The organism is Yersinia aleksiciae, assembly GCF_001047675.1.
GTDB classification, from domain to species: domain Bacteria; phylum Pseudomonadota; class Gammaproteobacteria; order Enterobacterales; family Enterobacteriaceae; genus Yersinia; species Yersinia aleksiciae.
In genome coordinates this window covers 866372-884026 of record NZ_CP011975.1, presented here as the reverse complement: position 1 = coordinate 884026, position 17655 = coordinate 866372, and the positions used below count along the sequence as shown (strand labels likewise).

Below are 17655 nucleotides of genomic sequence, written 5' to 3'. Positions count from 1 at the left end.
AACACTAATAGACAAAAATAAGTAACGCAGAGAGTATTAGATAAAATAGTTAGTGATTACTATCATGTTGTGTTGTTGGTTTTTATTTTACCTTACCATTTTTTTGTGTTTTTTTTGACAATGAATAATAAGTTGAGTAAGTAATATATAACAATTATTAATTAACAAGAGAGGGTTCAGAATGGGAGGGTTGATAACAACAGCAGCACGCCTTAAAGATGGCACAGTTGTAAGTTTTAGGCACTATACCAATAATGACTTTAACCTTGTCTTGAGACAAGATGATTTTATTAAGGAAATGAAAAATATTTCTCCAAGCATAAAAATATCACCTCAAAGGAAATACATGAAACTCAGCAGGAATGATGTTATCGATAAATTTGAAAGAAGGTTCTCAAAGACAACGTTTGATTATGTGTGTGGGAATAGCTTTCTAGCCCCTGTCTGGTATGGAATAAACTTCTTTGATTATAGAAAAAATGTGGCATTTTCGGTGAGCGGCTTTTCAAGCAATTTGCATTTTTTGACTTACAACCTAATGTCTAATCCGATAGTCATAAAAATGCTCAAAGAGGGTATTATGTTTACAGAGGGTGATCTTGTTCGCTTATCTCATAATGTACCTTTCGTTTATTTGAGAGAGCTATTCAAACTTAAAGAGCTTAAAGATATCAATGCATTATATGATGAAAATGGAGACGTTCTTGATCTTAAAGACCGTGACACATTTGATATCATTCGTTTGTTTTTCGATGGAAATTTAGTCAAGCCTGAATATTTCAAGTTAAGAGTTAAATATCCGAGGTGGGATTTTTATTTCCGTTCTGATGGTGAGGATGGATTCGATATATTGAAGGCTTATTTAGAAAAGGAAAACCTTCTGACTAAGAATGATAGGATTTCGTGGGGGCTATTCGAGTCAAATGCACGATAATTGAACATGGCAACGGTTGATGTTGCCATGCATATTCTATGCTTTAAGGCCTATTTTTAGGTTTATTCTGACGCTTAGGTTTTAGCGTTATTTTTGGCTTAGGTAAGTTTGTTTCTATCTCGATAATAAACCTATTGAACTCATCAAGACCACTTTTCAACATCGTATTGATGTCACCTGTATTAATTTCTCCATGTAAACAAGCCATAACATGATCTATAAGATAATCATCGAAAATTATACTGTTTTCATGGAAATATTTATTTTCACGATCACCTATGTGTACTACAGGAATATGATGGCTGTCATCTCTTAAAATTACGATATAATTTCCAGTAACTATCGCCATTTTAGCACATTGTACTGAGAGATCTTTACTATCAGCGTTTTTTAATCTGTTATTTTTTGCTTGACCGATGATACCTTTTTGAAGGTTATCACCGGATGTAGAAACCCATTCTATCTTAATTCCAAAATCGCATCCAAATCTGTGCTCAGGAGAATTTTTTCCCTTATGCGCTGTTTTTGATGTCTCAAAACGTAAATAGTATCCATCACCAAATGATATTGTTGTTAACGATAATGCGGCACAAAATGCAGCGAAAAAATCATCCTCTTGTCTGTAATTTTCCCTTGTAAAAATACCAGCAATTTGTATAAATTTAGTACGTAGTTTTGTCTTTAATTCATTGTATTCATCAATAGAGATATTTAGTCTTTCGTAACTCATTTTTAGCCCTTAATAGTCATTAGTATAAAATCATCATTTAAAATATCAATTTTATTATTTATAATATAGTGTTCTTTGAGTAAAAAAGTAATCATGCATATAGAAATGTTGCTCAATAAGCTAACTACTAGAGGGAGGTAAGTGTTGTTTATGTTTACTAAAAGCATATTACTTCACCTCATATTAATATCTTGTGTGCTTGCAACTAAGCCATTTTTGTGACTTCAATGTTATTGAAGCCATTTTGATTCAAAAATACATTAATATCTTCTGGCAATATTGTATTCTCTTTGCCTAATATAATCCGCATAATATATGCAAAAGGATAGTGTCCAGACATGATAACTTCATCTTGCTTCGTAAAGGTAAGTGGTGCAGTTTCGTTTATCAATGGGTTTAGATGGAGAGGAATATATCTCCTACCATTTACAGCTAAATTATCTATGTTATAGAGATATTTATTGAAATAAGATACTAAGTCGTAAGGTGCACCTGTATGAGACAAGCTAAACAAGAATCGTGTCTCTTCTTCTTTTGAGTAATCCGCCTCAGACGTAAGTTTATAACTTGATGAAAGATTAAATGTTATAAGTTGCATCCAAACAGAACAATTTTTATCTTTAAAATTTTCATCCCTGAACCGTTGAAGTTCTGACCTTAATCTGTCTCTATAATCTTCGGATTTATAATGAATTTGGCGTAATGGTTCATTGTTAATGAACCCCGGAAGATGTCGTATAAATTGTTCTCGGTTTCCAAAATTAACAGCACCTTTGGTATCCTCATACGGTGAGATATTTCCTTCTATTTCACTGCGGCTAAACTCTATCGCGACACCAGTATTTCCAGATGCATAGTTCTCCCATAGGTAGTTGTTATGAATGTTGTTGCAGAGAGATAATATATAAAAATAGAAAATGTCCTGCAGAGATGTATCTTCTGCTTTCATCTTATCTAAATGTTTATTGATAGTATGTCTAGCACAGTTAAATGAATCGATCAATATGTCATTATTTTTTATTGAGTTAATGATCTCGTCAATAACAGATATAGATATCTCAAGACCTGCGATCACCTCCTGTTTATCCTGCATACTAAATGCATTAAACATAAAAATCTTTCTTGATTTTATTATTTTTACGAAGTTTTCATATGTTGTGAAATGATAAATTTTGTCGTTTTCCATATTTCATCTCATTAGTTAAAACAGTTAAAAAGATGCCTGTTATTATCTGTCATCACGATAAAAATGAGTGCTTATCTCGGGCATAAGTGATTTCCTTCTTCCAGTATTAAATATTCGGAAGTTTAAATTTTCGAACTGATTGCTGGATAACAACATTATATTGTATGCTGGCTGATGTGCATAGATTAACAGAGATTCAATCGCTTTTAGTTCGGTATTATCCTTACTGACAGGATCATAGTTTCCATCACGCATTTCCTTCCAACTAGTAAATTCTCCAAATGAAGCAAGGAAAACCTTGACCTCATCGCACTGATTAGAAAAACGACTGTAGTGTTCTGACAGTCTTCTCACTATGTCTCTTTCCGTTTTTCCAATATATAACAAAACACCACGGCCATAAGTGGGATGATCACCATAAATTTGATAGAGGCAATGCCATTCCTTTACAATATATCTGCCTCTATCCTGAGTTATCGTATCTAACGAGTATGGGCCTTCCCAATATACATCATAAATTGTAGTTTCCAGATTTGAGTTTCGCATGAATATTTTTATAGAAAATTAATTAGATAAATAATATCGGCATATGTTCTAAAAACTTTATTAATTTATATGATCCATTTGATTTAAATATTTCAGTGTGATAAATTTAAAATAATTTGAAAATGTGGAATGAAAATAATTCGTATAAATGTTATTGTGTTTTTTTTGATTTTATTATTAAGTGATATTTTTAAATTTAATTATAGTTATTATTTTGGAGGTTTTGGTTGTTAATGAAAGTGAAAATCCATCACTCTATTGATTTATTTTATAGTTATGTTATTACATATGGAGGAAATTAAATAAGGAGGTTTAATGTATAAAAATAATGATGAAGCTATCGCTTGGGAAGCGAAAAAACTTCTTGATGAAGGTATCTATACCGATACAGAACAAGCCTATTTAGAAGCAGAAAAGATAGTTATCCATATAAGGGAACAAGAAAAACAGCGTCAGGTTAAACAGCAGTTTAAATTGAAAATAAGATCAATCAAACACAAAATTAACAGTGGTAAAGATTATGCTCCTATTCCCTATACTAAAAATAAAAATCATTGGGAGAATTAAATATGACAACAAAAACGATAAAACAACAAATAGCAGCCGCTCAGGAAAAATTATTTTTCTTGGAAGCCAAGAAAAAACAGCAGACTAAAAAAGAAAACACACGTCAGAAAATTATTTTTGGTGCAGAGGTTGCCAAAGTCTTGGGATGTGATATTGGTTATGTAGATAAGGAATTAGTGTATGGACTTTTACTTAACATATCTAATCTTCATGAATGTGATATCGAGAAACTCAGACACCAAGGGAAAACCTACATTAATACCTACATCAATAAATAATTCTTTCACGTCCAAACGGTGAACCGACTTAAAATTTACTTTTAGGTCGGTGAACTGTTTACCAAGCCCCAGAGGGCGCGGTAGTTAAATTAATTCACTATTTACCTCATTATGTTTCCCATCACTATTGACCTCTTTTTTATTTTTGTTAATTAATGATTACGTGAAAATAAAAAAGGACGCGAAAATGATTAAACAATATAAAAAAGGATTTTCCTTATTAGAGTTGGTATTGGTTTTAGGGGTTGGCACTGCAATGGCTTTTATTAAATTTCAAGATATGAAAAGTGAACAAGAAGTTGTTATAGCTAATGCGGTGGGAGCGCAGATAAAGCAAGTCGGTGAAGCGGTTAATCGCTATATCAGTATCCGCTATGACAAGCTTTCAACCCTGACAAGCAGCACCAGTCAATCCAATGATCCGGGGCCAAGAGTTTGTTCATCCAATGGTTGTGAAATCACTTATCAGACATTAATTAATGAAGGACTATTGCCTGTCAGTTATACCGGGATGAATTCCAATAAATCTTCATATAAGATTTTATTGAAACGTTCAGGTATTGCTCCTAACTATGTGATCAATGGCCTTGTTATGACAACGGCAATATGGAATGAAGGAGGAAAAGTTCGCTATGACCTCCTTGGTAAAGCGATGCAATCGGCAGGAATAGACAGCGGAATGACCCGATCACCCACTGTAGCTTCTGGTTATGGTGGTCAATGGAATGAAAAATCATCTGACTACAGCAATATCACTACAGAAGGTTTATTGGCCTATCGTGTGGGCTATGATTCATCAATGTATTCGGTTTATCTGCGCCGTGATGGCACATTGGCAATGACGGGAGACCTGAATATGGGTGGCAAAAATATTAAAAACGCCAAAGATATTACCGCTGCAGACACTGTGATGGCTGAGATATTAAAATCGACAGGAGCAACCAATGTTGGCGGTGCCTTAACCGTTGTAGGGAATTCGACTTTGACTGGCCCTGTAGAAGTAAGATCTACCTTATCGGTCAGTGGTGCTTCAACCTATGGCGGTGTTGTTCAGGTTAATAATGTGATTAACGCCACCGGCAATATCAATACGACTGCAGATATTAACAGTAAGCGTGTTTATTCCGGTTATATCCAGTCGACAGGGCGTATCACATCAGACGAGTATGTTCAGATAAATGGGATTGCTGTATCTGGCGCAGCCTGTTCACCTAATGGACTTATTGGGCGATCAAATGCAGGGGATATGCTGTCTTGTCAATCCGGTGTTTGGGGTTCAGGTGGAAAGGTAGAAGTTATTTACGGGAGTAATCCTGTATGTTCAGCTAATAAAATCCCTGTAGCACGCTACTGGACGCAACCGGGAGGTTCTAACTATGGCAATTATTGCACCTTACAAACTGGCTGGGCTGGAGTCACGATACCTTCCTGCGAATCGTGCGTAAACTGGGAAAAATGTCATATGGTTTATTCTGCATCATGGTCAGCAACGGCGTGTAGTTAGTAAATAGAAAGGGTCTCTCAACCCTTTCTATTCATTATTTCCAAAATGTAATTATGGTTTTTCTCTTTCGGCAAGTATTTCATTGTATTTGATTTCTATTAACTCTTTTACTGAAATGTCAATTTTTTTATTTATATCTTTTTTTGATTCTGAGTTTGCTATATTTTTCATGGTTATTTTGTTACATGAAAAAATAAACTCGCTATTTTCATTTTTATCACTTCTCTTATTTTGAGAGCTAAAGAAAAATGACACTTTGCATATTCCAGAGTTTTGTCCGAATGAGAACGGGAATTCAATGTCCATTTTTTGAATATGATAATGTTTATAATATTTCTCATCAGATATAAGGAATATATCATTCAATCTTTCTCCATCTATTTTGATCCTTTTTACTGATTGTCCCATCCATGAAATTTGAGGATCATTTGGTATAACGGGACCATTTTTGTCGAAGCTAATTTCGATATTATCAACAGTGCCAATGGATAATTTTTTTGGTTTACCTGCAGTCAAGCGCTTAAAAAATCTGACTCGCTCTTCATTATTAAATGAGTCAAAAGTTATAACCTCTGGTTCATCTGATGTGACAATATTTAGGCTGTTTAGTGCCTTAGATATTTTCGATGTGATTCTTTTATTAATTATTTCTGTTTCTTTAGATGAGTGAGTAGATAAAAAATCTAATTTAAGATAATTTCCATTTTTTTCAATGGTTATTTCTCCAGAGAAATTCAACTCTCTTTCAAGCCAGTCTTTACTATAATCTTTTCTATTTACTTTGTAATTTATTTTTACTTTATTATCTTCTACTACCACCTCTGGATAATCAATGAATACTATATTATCCATCCCATTAATAAAATCTATATGATCATTTTCAAACTCATCTTTAAGCGGAGATATCCAATCAGAGCTATTGTTTGTTAATTCAAGCGATAGCGATTTGTTTTTAGGTATAGATTCCCTGTTGACACTGGCTTCAATCAGTCGTGAAAACTCATCAGGGGTTAGAAGGGTTGATGACAAAAGAGGAATTGTAGCGGACTTATCTGGATCTCCGATAAAAATACCTTTTTCTTTTAATGTATTGTGTACTTCGCCATAAGAGATGTGTTCACTGTTAAGAAGAACCCTTAGGTCATTCCCTGATAATATATTCGATTTTGAATCAAACTGTGGGTTCATTTATGCATCCTTCTCTAAAAAACTTAGAATAGACCGATTAAATGAAAATGGTGTTATTTTTTCATTTCTATTAGTGAAGCTCATTCTTGCTATTATTGCATCCTGTTCATGTTTGGCTGGATTATAATCAGGCATTCCTATTTTTATTTCAGGAACCAAACCACTCGAAAATTGAAGTGCATAAGATATTAATTTTTTGTATGAATCTTGATTGAAACTCTGATTTGCATAAAATATTAAGCTTAATCCCTTATCTTCTTTTACTGTAAAAGGAATTATATCCGATGCTATAAGTTCTAAAGGTAAATAATTTCCAGTACGATCTTCATCTACTAAAATTGAGGTTCCTATTTTGGGATAAAAAAATTTGATTGTATCATTTTCAAATCGACGATTAATATCATCGATTGCTTTTAATAAGAATGATGCTCTAGCATTATCAATTATATATACAGGGTGTTTTATACTCTGATCTACTCGTGTTGTTGCAAGCAGAGATTTTATATTACATTCAATATTTGATTCATCATTGTGTAACCAAATTAGTAGGCCTGAATGATTTTTATTTTTCTTGGCTTTATTGGCTGTATTTAATTCCTTTAATTCTGGACTATGTTTGGCACACTCAATAATTTCTTGAAGTTCTTTAATATATTCTTTGAATTTTATTTTTAATGTTCCTTCAGCAGGGTATTTTTCTAAGTTATTTTTTACTGAAATATGCACTATATTAGTAGTATCATCATGAAATGGATTGTGATAGGTATATATTTGGTCCTCTCCGTGAGTTGTTCTTTTTTTCCCTAATTTAGATAAATGACTTGGTGTATTACATTTAATAGATACATTATGCAATGATAGATCCCATCCTATAGATGATAAAATTTGTGTTGTTAATTTTTCACCAATTTCACCTGATTTTTTGGAGTTCTCGCCCATTTTATTCTCCTTTTATACTGATATCGATAAGAGCTTGTAATCCAGACTCAGATTTTTTAACTGATATTTTATCAACTTGATGTGTTGGATTAGTGATTATTAAACTCACACCATCATCTATTTTTGTTTTTCTTGTTATTTTTTTTGTGTATTTTTCTAAATCATGTGATTCTATTTCAATATCATCGGACAAGTCGAAACCAAATTTCTCTCTCACACTGGAAAATACTGTATCCATCTTTTCTATATTTAAAAATTTCGCGGCTATATCTTTTATTTCCTTTATTGATATTTTCGGTGAAGATTTTATTTTTTTCTCAACTTCCTTATTTAGGTTTAAAGACATTGAAGTATCATCAATTTTAGATGATATTGATTTTAATATTTCGCCTCCAGCTTTAGTGCAAGACTTTTGTGTTTTTAAAGGAACTACTTTTAAAAATGAATCTAACCAATATTTTGTTTTTTGCCCTAAATTATCAATGGCATATATTGTTTTTGTATCGGATATGATTAACGCACCCTTTTGTATTTTATTTAAAGATATTCCTGTTCTCTCGTGTGGTTGAAATATTCCCGCATTGTCTTTTATATCTAAATAGTCATCTTTACTCTCTATTTTTAATATGGCTATTCCATATGATGATATATCATTTAGTTTTATTTCGGAAAATAAAATTATTATAAAATCCCCACCTGCTATATTAGGATGAGTTGAGGCACTGTATAAATGTTTTGCTATGTTAACGGATTGTTCTTGAAAAGAGCTAGGATTGAAAAAAATTCTTGACGTAAATTGGTGAATTTCATTTAGTGTAATATCTGACTCGTGATAGAATTGGAAGCAAGAATCGATTTTTGATAAAGGAAGCAAGTAATGTTTCAAAAATAGATCATTTAAGTGATCATTTATTTTTGCTTCATTTGAAGAAAGCTTATACCCCTCTTCTCTAATTTTATTGCCTACTCGATGAACAATTAATTTTTCTATTTTTGCTGAGCTAATGTCAATCATTATCAATCCTTAGCTGATTATAATATTTACTAGTATCATTTTTTACACATTTACTATTGTTGATGTGTTATCGATGTTCGTGAATAAATTCACGTAGGCCCTTTTACACACTATCCGAACAAACATAGGATGATTTATATACAACTATTTACAAAAATGGAAGCGTTTGAAAAATATTATACATTATCCTACTGAATAATTTGACTAAAACGCCCACAAGTAGAAACGAATTTGCAACTCTTTTTTTTAAAAAGACATTGAAAATCAGTAAAATATAACCAGCCAGCACATCCTTGTGCTTTTGCCTCGATTATTTAGCAAAATAGAGCGGTCTAATAATTTGTTCTCGGTTAGCATCTAAATAATAAATATATTGAACTATTAGCATGCGTTCATTATTATGTTCAGCCTTATGGATATAAGCCGAACGAATTGCATTGCACTCTTGATGGTTCATCTGATGTCCAACGCTGTCCTTTGACCACAAACCAGACTTAATCAATGCGCTACAAGCTTTAGAACGGAAACCAAGACCATAAACTTCTGTTTGGGTCATTTAACACAGATCTCGTGGGAGCCGTAAGATCGCATCACTATCACGCTGCAATAGCCTTATGTTTCTGCACTTGAATATAATCCCCCCACCATTGCATAAGATCTGCTCTTTCGACGAGATACTCTGCACGATTGTAAGCGGCTATAATCTCAGTGCTTTTGGTATGAGCCAAAGCCGATTCAAGAACTTCCGTCCTAAATTTACCGCATTCCTCTGCCGCTGTCCTTGCGATAGATCGCATACCGTGAGCAACCAATTCACCACCTAAACCCATACGTATTAACGCTGCATTGGCTGTTTGCTCATGCATATGGGTCAGCGGAGTTTTTATGCTGGGGAACACCCATTCACGATGGCTACTGATAGGCTGCATATTTTCTAGTATACGAAGAGCTTCTTTGCTGAGCGGCACTTTATGAGGACGTTTCATCTTCATAAATTCAGGGGGGATGTTCCAGATTTTGTTTTCTGTATCGATGTCAGCCCAACGCGCACGAACAGCCTCTCCGGGGCGAACCCAAGTAAGCAACTGCCATTCAATCAGCATACGTGTTTCCAGCCGTATGGAAGCATTCGCCAGAGCAGCCATAAATCTTGGTAGTTCGCTGGGGGGAAGGGCGGGCATATTTTGCTTTTTAGGTTTACTAAAACGCTGACCGAGGTTATCAGCAGGATTAAACTCAATAAGTTCTTCTGTCGCTGCCCAGCGGAAGATTTCATTCAGGCGGGAAATGATTCGGCGCAGGGTTTCCAATACACCACGTTGTTCAATTGGGTCAAGATGCTGCTTCAATAACTTAGGCCGGATCTCTTTTATAGGAACATTGCCTAATCCGGGGAAGATATTTCGTTCAAGACTGCGCCAGATGTCTTCTGCATGGTCTTTGGATATACCAGATGTCTTTACCTTCTCATCTAACCACTTTCGAGCAACGGCTTGTAGCGTGTGCTCAGTAGCATCCTTTAATGCATTAGCTTTATCGTTGTTATGGACTTGTGGATCGATGCCATTGGCAAGTAAAGATAGGTATTCATCCCGCAAAGCTCTTGCTCTTGCTAACGTGAGGTGGGGGTAGGTTCCGAGGCTTACCTTTGTTCGCTTTTTAGTTACTGGCACTGCATACCTGAAATACCAATTTTTCTTACCACCCCTTGAGAGGGGCGCGATTCTTAGCATTAAGCCATCACCGTCAAACAAGTTGATTTCTTTGTCTGCAGGTTTAGTACTTTTGATTTCAGTATCCGTGAGTTTTTTTGCGAGTTTTGCCATTTTGGGACCCTCAAGTTTTGGACCCTTTGTATTGGGTCCCAAGGAGGGTGCCATAAGTAGTGGTTTCTAGCAATTCTCGGTAGACTACTATAGACGTAAAAAAGCCCGCAAGGCTGGTTCCATGCGGGCTTAGTAGACTTTACTATACTTCGGTAAAACTAAAAGTGGTGGAGCTGGGGGGATTTGAACCCCCGTCCGAAATTACTACGCCGTCGGTACTACATGCTTAGTCCAGTCATTACATTCGCCGGTTAGCTGCGGACGGACACGCCACTAACAAACTATCCTGATTGGATTTAACGCTTTCACCCCAGGCAAGGTGTCCACGCGATCTCTTTTAGGTTTGACCTCTCTTGATCCCCGTCCTAAGAGCGGAGGCTAGGGAGAGAGGGAATCTTCAGTTTCTTAGGCTGATTAAGCTGCTAAAGCAGCAGATTCGTATTGCGAGTCGTTTGCAATTATTTTTTTTGCGGTTTTTTACGAGGCCTCCGCACCTCGGCATGCACCTTGGGTTTCGCAAATCCCGTCGAATCCAGAATCAGCCCCAAAGAACTTATGTAGTATACCAGAACTATAGCCTGTTAAGCCAGTGACTTAACGATTTGCATGTTTCATTATTCTGGCTTTATCAACCTGCCACTCACGATCTTTGATGTCATCGCGCTTATCGTGATCTTTTTTACCTTTTGCGACACCGATTTTAACTTTAACCCACGCATTTTTCCAATACACGGAAAGGGCAACTACGGTAAAACCGTCGCGGTTAACTTTGCCGATCAGCGAATCCAGTTCGCGTTTATTCAGCAATAATTTGCGTGTACGCATTGGTTCACAGACAACATGAGTTGAAGCGACGTTAAGCGGTGTAATAGTAGCCCCGAATAGGAAGGCTTCACCGTTTCTAAAAGTGACGTAGCTATCACTGATGTTGGCTTTACCAGCACGCAGGGATTTTACTTCCCAACCTTGCAAAGACAGACCCGCTTCGAACTCTTGCTCGATGAAGTATTCGTGGCGGGCGCGCTTATTTTGCGCAATGGTTGCGGAACCGGGTTTGTATGCTTTTTTCTTTGTCATAATGTTGATCATTATACTGTATGTAGAGGCGAATGAAATCCTTTCCCGCAGGATGCCGGTGCATTTTGTCTCATTTGTTGCACAGAATGCCTAGCAGATTTTTTGTCTGGCGGTAGATAAATGGTATTATCAGTGCGTTTTATGTCTCACAGGAAATGTTATGCCGCAAATTAGCCGCTCTGCGTTGGTTCCGTTCAGCGTAGAACAGATGTATCAACTGGTTAATGATGTTTGTTCTTACCCAGAATTTTTACCAGGTTGTACCGGAAGCCGAGTACTTGATGCTACTGAAAATGAAATGATCGCAGCCGTTGATGTTGCCAAAGCCGGAATAAGCAAAACCTTTACCACACGTAATACATTGACTGATAACCAGAGCATTAATATGCAACTGGTGGATGGGCCGTTTCGTACATTAATGGGCGGATGGCATTTTACCCCACTGAGTGCGGATGCCTGTAAAGTTGAGCTGCACCTTGATTTTGAATTTACTAATAAGCTGATTGAATTGGCTTTTGGCAAGATCTTCAAAGAGTTAGTTGGAAGTATGGTGCAGGCGTTCACCCAACGAGCTAAAGAGGTTTATAGTGTCTGATATTCGCGTTGAGGTGGTTTATGCTTTGCCTGAACGCCAATACCTGCGCCCTGTTACCCTTGATGAAGGCAGTACTGTCGAGGATGCTATTAAGGCATCGGGTCTGCTTGAGTTACGATCAGATATCGATCTGACAAAAAATAAAGTGGGTGTTTATAGCCGCCCGGTAAAACTTGGCGATAAGCTTAATGACGGCGATCGGGTTGAGATATATCGCCCACTAATCGCAGATCCGAAAGAACTACGCCGCCAGCGCGCTGAGCACGCAAAAAAATAAGGCACGGGCGCGCCTTATTTTTGTTGTTGCCCTAGACTGCTCTTGAGAAAAAACGTGCGCTATCGTGTGGCGACATAAGCATTAATCGGCCCAGCACTAAAAATCCTAATCAGCATCCGCTCCCTCAATCTACTCGGCAATCTTCGGATAAATTAATTTCCTGCTAATGTTGGATCGTTTTTGATATCAGTCAGCACACCACTGCTATCGAAGGTCAACGTCAGTGTTTGTTGCGTGATTTTTTCGTGGCCAGGTTGCTGACGGAATACGTAGAACCAGGTTTTAGTACCAAATGGATCCTGCAACATTGGGGTGCCTAAGGTATATGCCACTTGTTGCTGGGTCATACCCTTATGAATTTTGGACGCATCATTAGGTGATAAATAGTTACCCTGATTAATATCAGGCCGGTAGACCACCTTCTCCAGCGTTGAACAACCCGCAGTAAGCATTGCAAGCATTACAGCGGCGGCAGTCAGCATTTTACAGCGCATAGTAATCACATTCCTTTAGGGCGTAGGATGACGATGATAATAGACCTTGCATCAGTTGGAAACCTTTACAGGGCACCTGTATGACCTCTAGAAAGGAAAAAAGTTAATCTTTTCTACGCTGCGAGCAATTCTTTTGCGTTTGCCAAGGTGTTTTTCGTCACTTCACTGCCACCCAGAAGGCGCGCCAACTCTTGCAAGCGGGCTTTTTTATCGAGTCGATGCATCTGTGTTTCGGTTTCAGTGCCATCGGTTTGTTTACTCACAAAGAAATGTTGGTGACCGCAACCTGCAACTTGTGGAAGGTGAGTCACACACATGACTTGGGTCGACTCGCCAAGCTGACGCAGCAGGCGACCCACTATGGCTGCTGTTGGTCCACTGATGCCAACATCGACTTCATCAAAGATAAGCGCAGGGGTGTCCATTTTACGCGCTGTAATGACCTGAATAGCCAAGGCGATGCGAGACAGCTCGCCACCAGAAGCAACTTTAGCCAGTGGTTGTAGTGGTTGACCTGGATTGGTTGTGACACAGAACTCAATTCGGGTTGCCCCTTCGGCACTGAGGTGTTCTGGCTCAAACTGGGCATCAATAGTGAGTCTGCCATGTGGCATCGACAGCTCATGCATGCTCTCGGTAATCAGTGCAGCCAATTCATCAGCATAATGCTGGCGTTCCTCGTGCAACCGTTTGGCGATAGCAAGTGCATGCTGATAGTGAGTATTAACTTCATTACTGAGTTGCTCATGATCATTTTCTTGTTGCGAGAGTTGTTCTTGCTCATCCAGCAACTGTTGATGGAACTGTGGTAGTTCTTCCGGCGCAACGTGGTGCTTACGTGCCAGATTTAATTGGCGGGATAGCCGTTTTTCCAGCTCATATAAGCGATTGGGATCCATATCCAATTGTTCAGCATAGTGACGTAACTCATCACTGGCTTCACTGATTTGGATTGAGGCTTCTTCCAGCATATTGAGCAGATTATTAAATTGCTCATCCATACTCGCCAGTTCGGTTAACTGATGTTTGGCAGAGTAGAGCTGGCTGAGGATGTTACTTTGTTCGTCATCTGACAGTAACTGCAAGGTTTGCTGACTGAGTGACAACAGCTGCCCACTGTTTGCCAGACGCTTATATTCACTATCAATTTGCTCATATTCACCCGCCTGTGGGGCGAATGAATTCAGCTCTTTCAACTGATATTGCAGCAGTTCATGGCGAGCACTACGTTCCAGTGATTGCTGCTGATGAAGTGCCAGAGCGCGACAACTTTGGTGCCAGATTTGATAGGCCGCTTTCATTTCAGCAAGTAGGGCTGATTGGTCTGCGTAAGCATCTAATAATTGTTTTTGATGGTCGGGTCTTAACAGCAACTGGTGGGCATGCTGACCGTGAATTTGGATCAGGTGTTGGCCCAGCTCCCGTAATTGAGACAAAGGCACTGCTGTACCATTAATAAAGCCTCTTGAGCGGCCATCTGTTCCAATCGCTCGTCGCAGCAAGCATTCATTGCTGTCATCAAGATGGTTGTTTTCCAACCACTGACGGGCTGATGGGGTATCTGCCAATGAGAAGCGCGCGCAGATATCAGCACGTGTTGCCCCTAAACGTACCATACTGCCCTCTGAACGGCTGCCAAGACATAGTCCTAATGCATCTATGGCGATGGATTTACCTGCCCCAGTTTCGCCAGTAATTGCCGTCATTCCGGGTTGAAAATCAATTTCTAACTCACGCACAATTGCAAAGTTACTGATGGTTAATTGGGCCAGCATGGTAAATCTCCTGTACATAAACACATGGCTGTATTTGAATACAGTATAAACTGGTTTTATATACAGTAAAGTCCCTAAGGCGTTTTTTAGAATAATTTTTTTGACCAACCTAGTTTTGTACTTAACGTGTTGAAATAACTGTAGTCTTTTGGATGAATGAGATTGAGGTGGAAATCACTGCGCCGGATGAGTACTTCTTCTCCCTCCTGAATCGGCAAGGCTATCTGGCTGTCACAACTTATTTCCAGGTCGCTGGTAATTTGTGAAAACTTCAAACGAATGGTGCTGCTACTATTAATTACCAGTGGGCGAGCAGTCAGGGTGTGCGGGAACATGGGAACTAAGACGATGGCATCCAGTGTGGGCGTCAGGATTGGACCGCCTGCTGAGAGCGAATAAGCTGTCGAGCCAGTTGGGGTGGCGATGATTAAACCATCAGAACGCTGAGAAAATGCGAAGCGGTCATCGATATACACTTCGAATTCAATCATATGTGCTACTTTGCCAGGATGCAAAACCACTTCATTTATCGCGGTGCTGATGCGGCTTTGTTGATCAGTACGAGTGACTTGGGCTTCTAGCAAGAAACGTTGTTCGTTTAGGTATTCGCCTTCCAACACATCGGAAAGCTGTTGCTGGGCATTATCCGGATCTAAATCGGTCAAAAAGCCCAGATTGCCTCGGTTGACGCCAATCACTTTGATATCATAGCGGGCGAGGACGCGTGCGGCACCCAGCATGTTGCCATCACCGCCGACCACTACCGCTAAATCAGCTTTTTGGCCGATTTCAGCCAAACTACCGGTGACTGCGCCAGTTAAATTGAGATCTTTAGCAATCTGTTGTTCAACCATAACGTCATAACCTCTGGCGTTTAGCCAGTGGTAGAGCATTTCATGGGTGGCAAGTGCAGCCGGGTGTCGTGGGTGACCGACAATACCAATACAATTGAATCTTTTATTATTCATTGCCGTGATTTTCCTTACTGGGGGACTCTTTTACCCCACATTATGACCGGTTCCCTTGAATCCCCGGTTTTGATCCCCATAATAAGCCAAGTAGCGAGATTAATGCTAAAACGCGGAGATATCCATGAGTAGTAAAGAACAGAAAACACCAAACGAGCAAGTCTCGGAAGAAATGGAAAATGCAGCAGAGCAGCAAGTGGAAGCGACACAAGAGACGGGTGAAGGTGTAGATCCGCGTGTTGCCGAGCTTGAAGCGCAGTTGGCTGCAGCCATACAGCGTGAGCGCGAGAGCTTGCTACGCGCTAAGGCTGAAGTTGAGAATATCCGTCGTCGTACTGAATTGGATGTTGAGAAAGCGCATAAGTTTGCTTTGGAAAGATTCTCTGCTGAATTATTGCCAGTGATCGATAATCTGGAGCGCGCACTGGATACTGCTGACAAAGCCAATACTGAACTGACTTCGATGATTGAAGGTGTTGAATTGACACTGAAATCACTGCTTGATGCCGTCGGTAAATTCGGTATTGAAGTTGTCAGCGATACCAATGTGCCATTTAATCCTGAAGTTCATCAGGCAATGACGATGCTTGAATCTGCCGATCACGAGCCCAATAACGTGATGATGGTGATGCAAAAAGGCTATACGCTGAATGGCCGTCTGTTACGCCCGGCAATGGTTGCGGTATCTAAAGCGAAAGCTTAAGGTGTCCTAACGTGAGAAAGGCACCTTTTTAGGTGCCTTTTTTTATCCGTTTTTTGAGCAAATAACGTTTTATTCTTCAGTGGGCAGTTTGGGTTGCCAGTCAATTGGTGGTAAACCTTGCTGCTGTAACAGCTGATTTGCTTGTGAAAAGTGCTTACAGCCAAGAAAACCGCGATGTGCTGAGAGTGGTGATGGATGTGGGGCTTTCAAAATATAATGGCGCTGAGTGTCAATAATTCGACCCTTTTTCTGCGCATGAGCCCCCCACAACATAAAAATGACACCATCGCGATGTTCATTCAGTGCTGCAATCACTTTATCGGTAAAGGTTTCCCAGCCAAGATTGGCGTGAGAGTGTGCATTACCCGCTTCGACAGTTAGCACGGTATTAAGCAGCAGCACACCTTGCTCGGCCCAGCTTTGTAAAAAACCATGGTTTGGACGTTGGAAGCCGGGAATGTCAGTGGTCAGTTCTTTGTACATATTCACCAGAGAAGGGGGAGCAGGGACACCCGGCAACACGGAAAATGATAATCCATGAGCCTGATTAGGGCCGTGGTAGGGATCTTGGCCCAAAATAACCACTTTAACCTGGTCCAATTCGGTGAGGCGGAATGCGTTAAATACGTCTTTCTGCGATGGATAGATAATTTTACCAGCACTGCGTTCTGCGGCCACATAGGTCAGTGTATCTTTAAAGTAAGGTAGTTCTTTTTCCTGGCCGATCACATCGTGCCAGCTAAGGGAGACGGACATAAACACTCTCCTTGGTTTCTGTAAGATATTGATGTGCGATAGCTTACCGATTCAAACTCGTGAGTGAAACTGTTAAACCCGGGTCTGTGACGTAATGATGTTTTTTTGACCTTTCGATGCAAAAAAATGTTGAAAATTTACAAAAATAATTGCTGTTAACTCTATCGATAAAATTGATATAAAACATAAATTTGGCAGTGACGTACCTGTCGGTGTGGCGAAAATATTGATTTAGGTCAAAGAATTGCAGCAGTCTGACTGGTATACAGAACAATAAGACAACAATGGTTTTACCAA

The 17655-nt window shown here is 38.9% G+C and carries 20 protein-coding genes and 1 other RNA gene; 7 read left to right on the top strand and 14 right to left on the bottom strand.

What is annotated here, in order from left to right; translation table 11 throughout:
- Nucleotides 1-181: 181 nt before the first annotated feature.
- Nucleotides 182-934 (top strand): hypothetical protein, encoded by a 753-nt coding sequence (locus ACZ76_RS04140; protein ID WP_048617078.1) that lies wholly within the window; start codon nucleotides 182-184, stop codon nucleotides 932-934.
- A 43-nt stretch (nucleotides 935-977) separates the two neighbouring features.
- Here ACZ76_RS04140 and ACZ76_RS04135 read toward each other — a convergent pair whose 3' ends face one another.
- The 3 genes from ACZ76_RS04135 to ACZ76_RS18970 all read right to left on the bottom strand — a co-directional run bounded on the left by ACZ76_RS04135 (nucleotide 978) and on the right by ACZ76_RS18970 (nucleotide 3396).
- Nucleotides 978-1664 (bottom strand): hypothetical protein, encoded by a 687-nt coding sequence (locus tag ACZ76_RS04135; RefSeq protein WP_048617076.1) that lies wholly within the window; start codon nucleotides 1662-1664, stop codon nucleotides 978-980.
- A 205-nt stretch (nucleotides 1665-1869) separates the two neighbouring features.
- On the bottom strand, nucleotides 1870-2850 hold the full coding sequence (locus ACZ76_RS04130) for a DUF2971 domain-containing protein (RefSeq protein ID WP_048617075.1): 981 nt from the start codon (nucleotides 2848-2850) through the stop codon (nucleotides 1870-1872).
- A gap of 42 nt (nucleotides 2851-2892) precedes the next feature.
- Nucleotides 2893-3396, bottom strand: coding sequence for a GIY-YIG nuclease family protein (locus ACZ76_RS18970; protein WP_144413889.1), 504 nt, complete (start codon nucleotides 3394-3396; stop codon nucleotides 2893-2895).
- A gap of 315 nt (nucleotides 3397-3711) precedes the next feature.
- Here ACZ76_RS18970 and ACZ76_RS04120 point away from each other — a divergent pair, with 315 nt between their 5' ends.
- The 3 genes from ACZ76_RS04120 to pilV all read left to right on the top strand — a co-directional run bounded on the left by ACZ76_RS04120 (nucleotide 3712) and on the right by pilV (nucleotide 5745).
- A complete protein-coding gene (locus ACZ76_RS04120) occupies nucleotides 3712-3963 on the top strand; it encodes a hypothetical protein (protein WP_048617071.1) in 252 nt (83 codons plus the stop codon).
- 2 nt (nucleotides 3964-3965) lie between these two features.
- Nucleotides 3966-4241, top strand: a complete 276-nt coding sequence (locus tag ACZ76_RS04115) for a conjugal transfer protein TraD (protein ID WP_048617069.1) — start codon at nucleotides 3966-3968, stop codon at nucleotides 4239-4241.
- Nucleotides 4242-4428: 187 nt separating this feature from the next.
- The gene (pilV, locus tag ACZ76_RS04110) at nucleotides 4429-5745 is read left to right on the top strand and encodes a shufflon system plasmid conjugative transfer pilus tip adhesin PilV (protein ID WP_048617067.1); all 1317 of its coding nucleotides are present in this window, start codon (nucleotides 4429-4431) and stop codon (nucleotides 5743-5745) included.
- Nucleotides 5746-5796: 51 nt separating this feature from the next.
- Here the strand turns inward: pilV and gapS4b are convergent, their stop codons facing one another.
- From gapS4b to smpB, 7 genes are all read right to left on the bottom strand, one after another.
- Nucleotides 5797-6933 carry a GapS4b family protein gene (gapS4b, locus tag ACZ76_RS04105; RefSeq protein WP_048617065.1) on the bottom strand — a complete coding sequence of 379 codons (1137 nt, stop codon included), beginning with the start codon at nucleotides 6931-6933 and terminating at the stop codon, nucleotides 5797-5799.
- Nucleotides 6934-7872: a GapS4a family protein gene (gapS4a, locus tag ACZ76_RS04100; protein WP_048617063.1), complete on the bottom strand. Its 939-nt coding sequence runs from the start codon at nucleotides 7870-7872 to the stop codon at nucleotides 6934-6936.
- A gap of 1 nt (nucleotide 7873) precedes the next feature.
- A complete protein-coding gene (locus ACZ76_RS04095; RefSeq protein ID WP_048617061.1) occupies nucleotides 7874-8887 on the bottom strand; it encodes a nucleoid-associated protein in 1014 nt (337 codons plus the stop codon).
- Between the two features lie 310 nt (nucleotides 8888-9197).
- Nucleotides 9198-9443, bottom strand: a complete 246-nt coding sequence (locus tag ACZ76_RS18965; protein ID WP_144413888.1) for a hypothetical protein — start codon at nucleotides 9441-9443, stop codon at nucleotides 9198-9200.
- 40 nt (nucleotides 9444-9483) lie between these two features.
- Complete coding sequence (locus ACZ76_RS04090; protein ID WP_053082187.1) at nucleotides 9484-10713, bottom strand: integrase domain-containing protein; 1230 nt, start codon at nucleotides 10711-10713, stop codon at nucleotides 9484-9486.
- Nucleotides 10714-10878: 165 nt separating this feature from the next.
- Nucleotides 10879-11259: a transfer-messenger RNA gene (ssrA, locus tag ACZ76_RS18125) on the bottom strand.
- Nucleotides 11260-11307: 48 nt separating this feature from the next.
- Nucleotides 11308-11790, bottom strand: a complete 483-nt coding sequence (smpB, locus tag ACZ76_RS04085) for an SsrA-binding protein SmpB (RefSeq protein WP_032813945.1) — start codon at nucleotides 11788-11790, stop codon at nucleotides 11308-11310.
- A 160-nt stretch (nucleotides 11791-11950) separates the two neighbouring features.
- Here smpB and ACZ76_RS04080 point away from each other — a divergent pair, with 160 nt between their 5' ends.
- The gene (locus ACZ76_RS04080) at nucleotides 11951-12385 is read left to right on the top strand and encodes a type II toxin-antitoxin system RatA family toxin (protein ID WP_048617057.1); all 435 of its coding nucleotides are present in this window, start codon (nucleotides 11951-11953) and stop codon (nucleotides 12383-12385) included.
- The gene (locus ACZ76_RS04075) at nucleotides 12378-12662 is read left to right on the top strand and encodes an RnfH family protein (protein ID WP_048617054.1); all 285 of its coding nucleotides are present in this window, start codon (nucleotides 12378-12380) and stop codon (nucleotides 12660-12662) included. The genes ACZ76_RS04080 and ACZ76_RS04075 overlap by 8 nt, the downstream gene beginning before the upstream one ends.
- A 152-nt stretch (nucleotides 12663-12814) precedes the next feature.
- On the opposite strand, the gene bamE is transcribed toward ACZ76_RS04075, so the two are convergent.
- The 3 genes from bamE to nadK all read right to left on the bottom strand — a co-directional run bounded on the left by bamE (nucleotide 12815) and on the right by nadK (nucleotide 15899).
- Complete coding sequence (bamE, locus tag ACZ76_RS04070) at nucleotides 12815-13156, bottom strand: outer membrane protein assembly factor BamE (RefSeq protein WP_005274202.1); 342 nt, start codon at nucleotides 13154-13156, stop codon at nucleotides 12815-12817.
- A gap of 113 nt (nucleotides 13157-13269) precedes the next feature.
- Nucleotides 13270-14931, bottom strand: a complete 1662-nt coding sequence (gene recN / locus ACZ76_RS04065; protein WP_048617052.1) for a DNA repair protein RecN — start codon at nucleotides 14929-14931, stop codon at nucleotides 13270-13272.
- 86 nt (nucleotides 14932-15017) lie between these two features.
- Complete coding sequence (gene nadK, locus ACZ76_RS04060; RefSeq protein WP_048617050.1) at nucleotides 15018-15899, bottom strand: NAD(+) kinase; 882 nt, start codon at nucleotides 15897-15899, stop codon at nucleotides 15018-15020.
- Between the two features lie 124 nt (nucleotides 15900-16023).
- Here nadK and grpE point away from each other — a divergent pair, with 124 nt between their 5' ends.
- The gene (grpE, locus tag ACZ76_RS04055) at nucleotides 16024-16602 is read left to right on the top strand and encodes a nucleotide exchange factor GrpE (protein WP_005274213.1); all 579 of its coding nucleotides are present in this window, start codon (nucleotides 16024-16026) and stop codon (nucleotides 16600-16602) included.
- A gap of 69 nt (nucleotides 16603-16671) precedes the next feature.
- Here grpE and ung read toward each other — a convergent pair whose 3' ends face one another.
- The gene (ung, locus tag ACZ76_RS04050) at nucleotides 16672-17358 is read right to left on the bottom strand and encodes a uracil-DNA glycosylase (RefSeq protein WP_048617048.1); all 687 of its coding nucleotides are present in this window, start codon (nucleotides 17356-17358) and stop codon (nucleotides 16672-16674) included.
- Nucleotides 17359-17655: the final 297 nt, after the last annotated feature.

Excerpts from the sequence above, each read along its gene's own strand:
- grpE (WP_005274213.1), top strand. The coding sequence starts at position 16,024 with ATGAGTAGTAAAGAACAGAAAACACCAAACGAGCAAGTCTCGGAAGAA.
- ACZ76_RS18970 (WP_144413889.1), bottom strand. The coding sequence starts at position 3,396 with ATGCGAAACTCAAATCTGGAAACTACAATTTATGATGTATATTGGGAA.
- ACZ76_RS18965 (WP_144413888.1), bottom strand. The coding sequence starts at position 9,443 with ATGACCCAAACAGAAGTTTATGGTCTTGGTTTCCGTTCTAAAGCTTGT.
- ACZ76_RS04115 (WP_048617069.1), top strand. The coding sequence starts at position 3,966 with ATGACAACAAAAACGATAAAACAACAAATAGCAGCCGCTCAGGAAAAA.
- gapS4b (WP_048617065.1), bottom strand. The coding sequence starts at position 6,933 with ATGAACCCACAGTTTGATTCAAAATCGAATATATTATCAGGGAATGAC.
- gapS4a (WP_048617063.1), bottom strand. The coding sequence starts at position 7,872 with ATGGGCGAGAACTCCAAAAAATCAGGTGAAATTGGTGAAAAATTAACA.
- ACZ76_RS04140 (WP_048617078.1), top strand. The coding sequence starts at position 182 with ATGGGAGGGTTGATAACAACAGCAGCACGCCTTAAAGATGGCACAGTT.
- ung (WP_048617048.1), bottom strand. The coding sequence starts at position 17,358 with ATGTCCGTCTCCCTTAGCTGGCACGATGTGATCGGCCAGGAAAAAGAA.
- nadK (WP_048617050.1), bottom strand. The coding sequence starts at position 15,899 with ATGAATAATAAAAGATTCAATTGTATTGGTATTGTCGGTCACCCACGA.
- pilV (WP_048617067.1), top strand. The coding sequence starts at position 4,429 with ATGATTAAACAATATAAAAAAGGATTTTCCTTATTAGAGTTGGTATTG.
- smpB (WP_032813945.1), bottom strand. The coding sequence starts at position 11,790 with ATGACAAAGAAAAAAGCATACAAACCCGGTTCCGCAACCATTGCGCAA.
- ACZ76_RS04080 (WP_048617057.1), top strand. The coding sequence starts at position 11,951 with ATGCCGCAAATTAGCCGCTCTGCGTTGGTTCCGTTCAGCGTAGAACAG.
- ACZ76_RS04130 (WP_048617075.1), bottom strand. The coding sequence starts at position 2,850 with ATGGAAAACGACAAAATTTATCATTTCACAACATATGAAAACTTCGTA.
- bamE (WP_005274202.1), bottom strand. The coding sequence starts at position 13,156 with ATGCGCTGTAAAATGCTGACTGCCGCCGCTGTAATGCTTGCAATGCTT.
- ACZ76_RS04135 (WP_048617076.1), bottom strand. The coding sequence starts at position 1,664 with ATGAGTTACGAAAGACTAAATATCTCTATTGATGAATACAATGAATTA.
- ACZ76_RS04090 (WP_053082187.1), bottom strand. The coding sequence starts at position 10,713 with ATGGCAAAACTCGCAAAAAAACTCACGGATACTGAAATCAAAAGTACT.
- recN (WP_048617052.1), bottom strand. The coding sequence starts at position 14,931 with ATGCTGGCCCAATTAACCATCAGTAACTTTGCAATTGTGCGTGAGTTA.
- ACZ76_RS04120 (WP_048617071.1), top strand. The coding sequence starts at position 3,712 with ATGTATAAAAATAATGATGAAGCTATCGCTTGGGAAGCGAAAAAACTT.
- ACZ76_RS04095 (WP_048617061.1), bottom strand. The coding sequence starts at position 8,887 with ATGATTGACATTAGCTCAGCAAAAATAGAAAAATTAATTGTTCATCGA.